General features: G+C 68.8%; 6 protein-coding genes. 2 read left to right on the top strand and 4 right to left on the bottom strand.

The window, feature by feature from the left end; genetic code table 11:
* From K789_RS0105250 to K789_RS0105260, 3 genes are all read right to left on the bottom strand, one after another.
* On the bottom strand, positions 1-1102 hold a 1102-nt coding region (locus K789_RS0105250; protein ID WP_024365842.1), incomplete at its 3' end, for an Mrp/NBP35 family ATP-binding protein.
* Positions 1103-1113: 11 nt separating this feature from the next.
* Entirely contained in the window at positions 1114-1890 is a 777-nt protein-coding gene (locus K789_RS0105255; protein ID WP_024365843.1) for a DUF1003 domain-containing protein, read from the bottom strand.
* Positions 1871-3154 (bottom strand): magnesium transporter MgtE N-terminal domain-containing protein, encoded by a 1284-nt coding sequence (locus K789_RS0105260; RefSeq protein ID WP_024365844.1) that lies wholly within the window; start codon positions 3152-3154, stop codon positions 1871-1873. Before K789_RS0105260 ends, K789_RS0105255 begins: the two co-directional genes overlap by 20 nt.
* 77 nt (positions 3155-3231) lie before the next feature.
* Here K789_RS0105260 and K789_RS0105265 point away from each other — a divergent pair, with 77 nt between their 5' ends.
* Positions 3232-4170, top strand: coding sequence for a general stress protein (locus tag K789_RS0105265; protein ID WP_024365845.1), 939 nt, complete (start codon positions 3232-3234; stop codon positions 4168-4170).
* Between the two features lie 113 nt (positions 4171-4283).
* On the opposite strand, the gene K789_RS0105270 is transcribed toward K789_RS0105265, so the two are convergent.
* Positions 4284-5867: an aminopeptidase P family protein gene (locus tag K789_RS0105270; protein ID WP_024365846.1), complete on the bottom strand. Its 1584-nt coding sequence runs from the start codon at positions 5865-5867 to the stop codon at positions 4284-4286.
* Between the two features lie 94 nt (positions 5868-5961).
* On the opposite strand from K789_RS0105270, the gene K789_RS0105275 reads away from it, so the two are divergent.
* On the top strand, positions 5962-6807 hold the full coding sequence (locus tag K789_RS0105275; protein ID WP_024365847.1) for a PHP domain-containing protein: 846 nt from the start codon (positions 5962-5964) through the stop codon (positions 6805-6807).
* Positions 6808-6838: the final 31 nt, after the last annotated feature.

Here is a 6838-nt window from a genome sequence, read left to right on the forward strand (position 1 = left end):
CGATCGCCAGCAGCGCTGCGGCCGCCGGGGTGTCGGGACGGCCCAGCACCAGGGGAACCCCGGCGTCGCCGCCCTCCCGGAGCAGGATGTCGAGCGGGATCTGCCCCAGCAGCGGGACGTCGGTGCCCACCGTCGCGGACAACCGTTCGGCCAGCACAGCACCGCCGCCGCTGCCGAACAGCTCCATCCGGCCGCCGTCGGGCATTTCCAGGTAGGACATGTTCTCCACGACGCCGGCGACGCCCTGGCCGGTCTGGGTCGCGATGGCACCCGCCCGCTCGGCCACATCCGCGGCAGCCGTCTGGGGCGTGGTCACGACAAGGATCTGGGCTTTCGGCAGCAGCTGGGCCACGGAGATGGCGATGTCGCCGGTACCGGGCGGAAGGTCCAGGAACAGCGCGTCGAGGTCGCCGAAGTAGACGTCGGTGAGGAACTGCTCCAGGGCCCGGTGCAGCATGGGCCCGCGCCAGGCGACCGGCTGGTTGCCGGTGACGAACATGCCGATCGAGATGACCTTGACCCCGTAGGCCACCGGCGGCAGGATCATGTCATCTACCCGGGTCGGGGACTGGGTGATACCCATCAGCGCCGGGACGGAGAAGCCGTAGACATCGGCGTCCACAATTCCCACGCGCAGCCCCTGGGCGGCCAGCGCGCAAGCGAGGTTGACCGTCACCGAGGACTTGCCGACGCCGCCCTTGCCGCTCGCGACGGCGTATACCTTGGTCAGCGAGCCGGGGTCGTTGAACGGGATCCCGCGTTGCCCGCCGGCGCCGCGGAGCTGCTCCTTGAGGGCGTCGCGCTGCCCCTGCGTCATGACCTTCAGTTCCACCTCTACGCCGGTCACGCCAGGCACCGCGGACAGGGCCGCCTCGCAATCGGCGGTGATGGTTCCGCGCAGCGGGCAGCCGGCGATAGTCAGGAGCACCGCGATCCGCACCCGTCCGCCGGCGGAAACCTCCACCGCGTCCACCATCCCCAGCTCGGTGATGGGACGGCGGAGCTCGGGATCGATCACGGTGGCGAGTGCGGCATGCACTGCCCCCTCCAGCGGGGAGGCAGGAGTGTCGGCCTGGGTGGTGCTGTCCTGGCTGGGGTTCATGCGGTGACTGCTCAGTTCTCGGGGGAGGCGGGGAATGCCGGGGTGCCGGCGGTGTCCGCTTCGTCGCCCTGCAGCGTGTCCGGTGCGGCCTTCTTGGTGGGTTTGGGGCTGCTGTCGGACTTGACCCGGGGGATTTGCTGCGTCCGGGGGTTGCGCTGCTTGTCGCGGCGTTCCTTCAGCTTTTCCTTGACCTTGTCCCGCGGCGACTCGTGGACCCCGGCAGAGGGATCGTGGGTGCGCAGTTCCTCCTGCGCCTCCAGCATGTCCTCGAGCAGGCTGCGCAGTTCGGCCCGGACGTAGTCGCGGGTGGCGACCTCCCGCAGGGCGATCCGCAGCGAGGCGAGTTCCCGCGTCAGATATTCGGTGTCGGAGAGGTTGCGTTCCGCGCGCTGGCGGTCCTGCTGGAGGGAGACGCGGTCACGGTCGTCCTGCCGGTTCTGGGCGAGGAGCAGCAGCGGCGCGGCGTAGGAGGCCTGCAGCGAGAGCATCAGGGTCAGCAGGGTGAATCCGAGGGCCAGGGAATCGAACTGCCAGGCCTCCGGTGCCCAGGTGTTCCAGGCCAGCCAGACGACGACGAAAACCGTCATGTAGACGAGGAACTGCGGCGTGCCCATGAAGCGGGCAAAGCCTTCCGTGGTCTGGCCGAAGGCATCCGGGTTGGGCGAGAACTTCGGCAGGATCCGCTGGCGGCCGCTCAGGGGTGTGTCGAGGCCTCCTTTGTCCGGGTTGCTGCCCGGCCGGACATGGGGGTTGCGTGGTGCGCTGTTATCAGCCAATGCGGCCTCCAAGCTTCCTTATCGGGACATCGTCCTCGTGGGCGCGCCAGTCATCGGGCAGCAGATGATCCAGCACATCGTCAACAGTCACCGCCCCCACAAGCCGACCGTCGCTGTTGACGACGGGGAGCGAGTTGAGGTTGTAGGTGGCCAGCGTCCGGGCCACCTCGCTGATGTGGGCCTGGTCCGACACCGGCTCCAGGGTCTTGTCCACCAGGTTTCCCAGCGGTTCGGGCGGCGGGTAGCGCAGGAGCTGCTGGATGTGGACGACGCCGAGGAACCGGCCCGTGGGCGTCTCCAGCGGCGGCCGGGCAATGAAGATCGACGAGGCCAGTGCGGGGGAGAGCTCTTCGCGGCGGACATGGGCGAGGGCCTCGGCGACCGTGGCTTCCGGGGGAAGGATGACCGGGACCGGGGTCATCAGGCCGCCGGCGGTGTCCTCGTCGTATTCGAGCAGCCGGCGGACGTCTTCGGCGCCCTCGGGTTCCATCAGCTGGAGCAGCTCTTCGGCCTGGGCGCTGGGGAGTTCTGCGAGGAGGTCGGCGGCGTCGTCCGGGTCCATTTCCTCCAGCACGTCCGCGGCACGGTTCACGTCGAGGGCGGAGAGGATTTCCACCTGGTCGCCTTCGGGCATCTCCTGCAGGACGTCGGCCAGCCGCTCGTCCTGGAGCTCGCTGGCGACCTCGAAGCGGCGCTTGTCGGACATTTCCTGCAGGGCCTCGGCGAAGTCCGCCGGCTTGAGGTCCTCGTGGGTCGCGACGAACTGGGTGGCGGCCTGGGGTTCGGTGCGGGCGCCCTGCTGCGCGTCCGCCCAGTCGATGATCATGGTCTCGTTGCGGCGCAGCCTGCTTAGCGGGGAGAGGGAATGGCCGCGGCGGACAAAGAGTTTACTGACAAACCAGTCGCCGGAGCGGTGCCTGTCCATCGCGATGTCCTCGATGGTGGCGTCCCCGCTGCCGTCGGCGAGTGTCACGCGCCGGTCGAACATCTCGGCGACCACGAGGGTTTCGGCGCCGCGCTGTTCGAAACGGCGCAGGTTCACCAGCCCCGTGCAGATGATCTGGGTCTGGTCGATCGAGGTGATCCGGGTCATCGGCACGAAAACCCGTTTCTTCCCGGGGACCTCGACGACGATGCCCACCACGTGCGGGGCGCCCCGGGTGCCGCGGGAGAGCACGACGACGTCGCGCAGCCTGCCGAGACGGTCGCCCAGTGGGTCAAAGACGTCGAGTCCGAGGAGGCGCGCAACAAACACCCGCGATAGATTTGTGCTCACCACTACAGGCTACCGAGTCCGCTCTCTTTTAGCTGAATTTACAGCCGGTGCCCAGCCGGATAGGTAAGAATGGTCGTATGTCAAACATTTTTGGTGCTCCCAGGGCTGGCGCCCCCAACGGCCCGGACGAGGCCCGCAGTGTCCCCAAGGGCGACACCGTTGGTTCCTACAACTCCTACCTGGATGCCCAGAAGGCGGTGGACTACCTCGCGGACCAGCAGTTTCCGGTGCAGATGGTCTCGATCGTCGGCAACGACCTGAAGATGGTCGAGCGGGTCACCGGCAGGCTGACCTACCCCCGGGTGGCCCTTTCGGGTGCCCTGAGTGGCATGTGGTTCGGCCTGTTCGTCGGCATCATGCTCTCCTTCTTCTCCACGACCGACGGCGCCTTCTCGATCATGACGTCGGTGCTCATGGGCGCGGCGTTCTTTATGCTGTTCGGCATCGTCACCTATGCCATGCAGCGGGGCAAGCGCGACTTCACCTCCACCAGCCAGGTGGTGGCGACCAACTACGACGTCGTCGTTTCCTTTGAGGCGGCGAACGAGGCGCGGCGGCTGCTGCACCAGCTTCCGATGACACAGCATGACGCCACGGCGTCCGCTGGCACGGCCGGCTATACCCAGCGCGACTACCAGCACCAGCCGTACCAGCCCGACCAGCAGGGCCAGCCCGGCCCGCAGGGCCACGCACCGCAGCGCCCCGCAGGCTGGAGCGACCCCTACGGCCAGAGGACCCCCGAGGCCGGGCAGCAGCCAGGCGCACAGTCCCCTGAAGCGCCGCAGCCCGGTTACCAGCAGCCCGGCCACCAGCCGGCTGCAGGCCAGCACGCGGGGCCCGCCCAGCAGGCAGACTCTTCCCACCAGGGGGCCGCTGATGGCGAGCCGGCCACGGACGAGGCCCCGAAGCCCGCCGGGTTCGCCTATCCGGACCTTCCGGACGGCCGCCCGCAGTACGGGGTCCGCGTCACCGATGCGCCCAAGCAGGAGCCCGGCCAGGACGGACCGCAGCACTAGCCGGCAACGCAGAAGGCCTCCACCCGGAAATGATTCGGGCGGAGGCCTTCTCCGTGTCAGCTTCGTTGTGCCGGCGCCGTTGTGCCGTGGAGGGTCAGCCGGCCGGCGGGGACCTATGCCGTCTGGCCTTCCGCTTCCTGGTAGATGCCCGCCATCCAGGACTCGACGTCGTCGGCCTTGCGGGGCAGGGCCGCGCTGAGGTTGACCGGGCCATCGGCAGTCATGAGGATGTCGTCCTCGATGCGGACACCGATTCCGCGGTACTCCGCCGGAATGGCGAGGTCCTCGTCCTTGAAGTACAGCCCGGGTTCGATCGTGAAGACCATGCCGGGGGTGAGGACGCCGTCGAGGTAGAGTTCGCGCTTGGCCTGGGCGCAGTCGTGCACGTCGAGGCCGAGGTGGTGGCTGGTGCCGTGCGGCATCCAGCGGCGGTGCTGCTGGCCCTCCGCGCTGATGGCTTCCTCGACGGAGACCGGCAGCAGGCCCCAGTCGGCCAGCCGTTCCGCCAGCACGGTGGTCGCGGCCGTGTGGATGTCGCGGAACTTGGTGCCGGGCTGCGCGGCGGCGAAACCGGCGTCGGCGGCGTCCAGGACGGCCTCGTAGACCTTGCGCTGGACGTCGGAGAACGTGCCGTTGGCCGGCAGGGTGCGCGTGATGTCCGCGGTGTAGAGCGAATCCGCCTCGACCCCGGCGTCGAGGAGCAGCAGTTCACCGGCGGTGACCTTGCCGGTGTTCCGGGTCCAGTGCAGCACGGTGGCGTTGTTGCCGGAGGCCGCGATGGTGTCATAGCCGAGCTCGTTGCCTTCTTCCCGGGCCCGGGCGAAGAACGCGCCTTCGACGACGCGCTCGCCGCGCTGGTGGGTCAGTGCCCGCGGCAGCGACTTCACCACCTCGGTGAAACCCTGCACGGTCGCGGCGACGGCGGTCTTCATCTGCTCGACTTCCCAGTCGTCCTTGAGCAGGCGCAGCTCGGAGAGGGCCTCGGTGAGCTTCTCGTCCAGCGCATCGAGGATGCCCAGGTCCAGGGTCTCCGGGTCCTTGGCGGTGTTGTAGCGGGCGGTGTCCACGAGGGCGTCGATGTTCTCGTCCACCTTGCGCACCAGCCGGATGGAGATCCCGCCGATTTCGGGGGCACCCACGTTCTTGGTGATGCCAAGTTCGAGTTCGCTGATGTCCGCGGTGTCCAGGCCGAGGCGGGCCTTGAACTCAGCCAGCGTGGGACGGGCGCCGATCCAGAATTCGCCGGCGCGGGAGTCGGCGTAGAACTGTTCGGTGTCGCGGCCGGCCAGCGGACGGAAGTACAGGGTCGCGTGGTGGTGGCCGCCGTCGTCGCCCTTGCCTGCCTCCACGGGTTCCAGGATGAGCACGGCGTCGGGCTCGTGGTCCAGGCCCAGGCCGGTGAGGTGCGCGAAGCCGGAGTGCGGGCGGAAGCGGTAATCGCAGTCGTTCGAGCGGACCTTCAGCGGGCCGGCGGGGATGACCAGGCGTTCGCCTTTGAACTGCTCTGAGACGGCGCGGCGGCGGGCGGCCGCGTGGCCGGCGACGGCGTCGCGTTCCGGGAGCTGCTCGCGGGCCGGGGCCCAGTTGCTGGCCATAAACGCCTTGAAGGCGTCGGAACTGGGCCGCTGGGAGCGGTTGTTGACGCGCTCGTCGAGGGGCTGGGAAGCGGAGACTTGGGTGTTATCTGCATCGTTCACCGTCCCATAGTCTCACCAGCGGAGCGGCTTAGGCCAACAGCCCGGCGGCGGCTGTCCCGGGGGCGCCGCGGCAATGATCTACTAGGCTGGTGGGGTGAGGATTGACCTGCATGCCCACTCGAATGTTTCCGACGGCACCCAACCCCCCGCTGCGGTGATGGCCTCGGCCGCGGAGGCGGGGCTCGACGTCGTCGCCCTGACCGACCACGACTCCACGGACGGCTGGGCCGAGGCCGGCACAGCGGCCCGGGAACACGGTGTGGCGCTGGTCCCGGGCATGGAGATTTCCTGCCGGACGACGGAGGGCATCAGCGTCCACCTGCTCTCCTACCTGCACGACCCGGCGCACGCCGGCCTGCTGGAGGAAATCACCAAGGCGAAGGACGCCCGTTTCACCCGGGCCGAGCGGATGGTCAGCCTGCTCGCCGAGGACTACCCGCTGAGCTGGGACGATGTCATCCACCATGTGGCGCCGGGCGCCACCCTGGGCCGCCCGCACATCGCCGACGCCCTCGTCGCCGCGGGTGTGGTCGCGGACCGCACCGAGGCCTTCGAATCCATCCTGACCTCGCATTCACGCTACTTCGTGCAGCACTACGCGCCGGACCCGGCGTACGCCGTCGAACTTGTCCGTGAAGCAGGCGGGGTCCCGGTGTTCGCCCACCCGGTGGCCTCCGCCCGCGGCCGGATCGTGGGGGAGCGCGTCTACCGGGACATGATCGACGCAGGGCTGGCCGGGCTGGAAATCTACCATCGGGACAATCCCGAGGAGGGCAGGGCGTTCCTGCGCAAACTCGCGGACCGGTACTCTCTGCTGGTGACCGGGTCCTCCGACTACCACGGGGCCGGTAAGCCGAACCGCCTGGGCGAGAACCTCACGACGCCGGATGTCTTTGCCCGGATCGAGGAACTGGGAACCGGAACTTCCGTGGTGCGCTGACCCCCTTCGACCCAACTGACTGGCAGCAGGG

Origin of the sequence: Arthrobacter sp. TB 26, from assembly GCF_000427315.1 — a bacterium.
GTDB lineage: Bacteria > Actinomycetota > Actinomycetes > Actinomycetales > Micrococcaceae > Arthrobacter.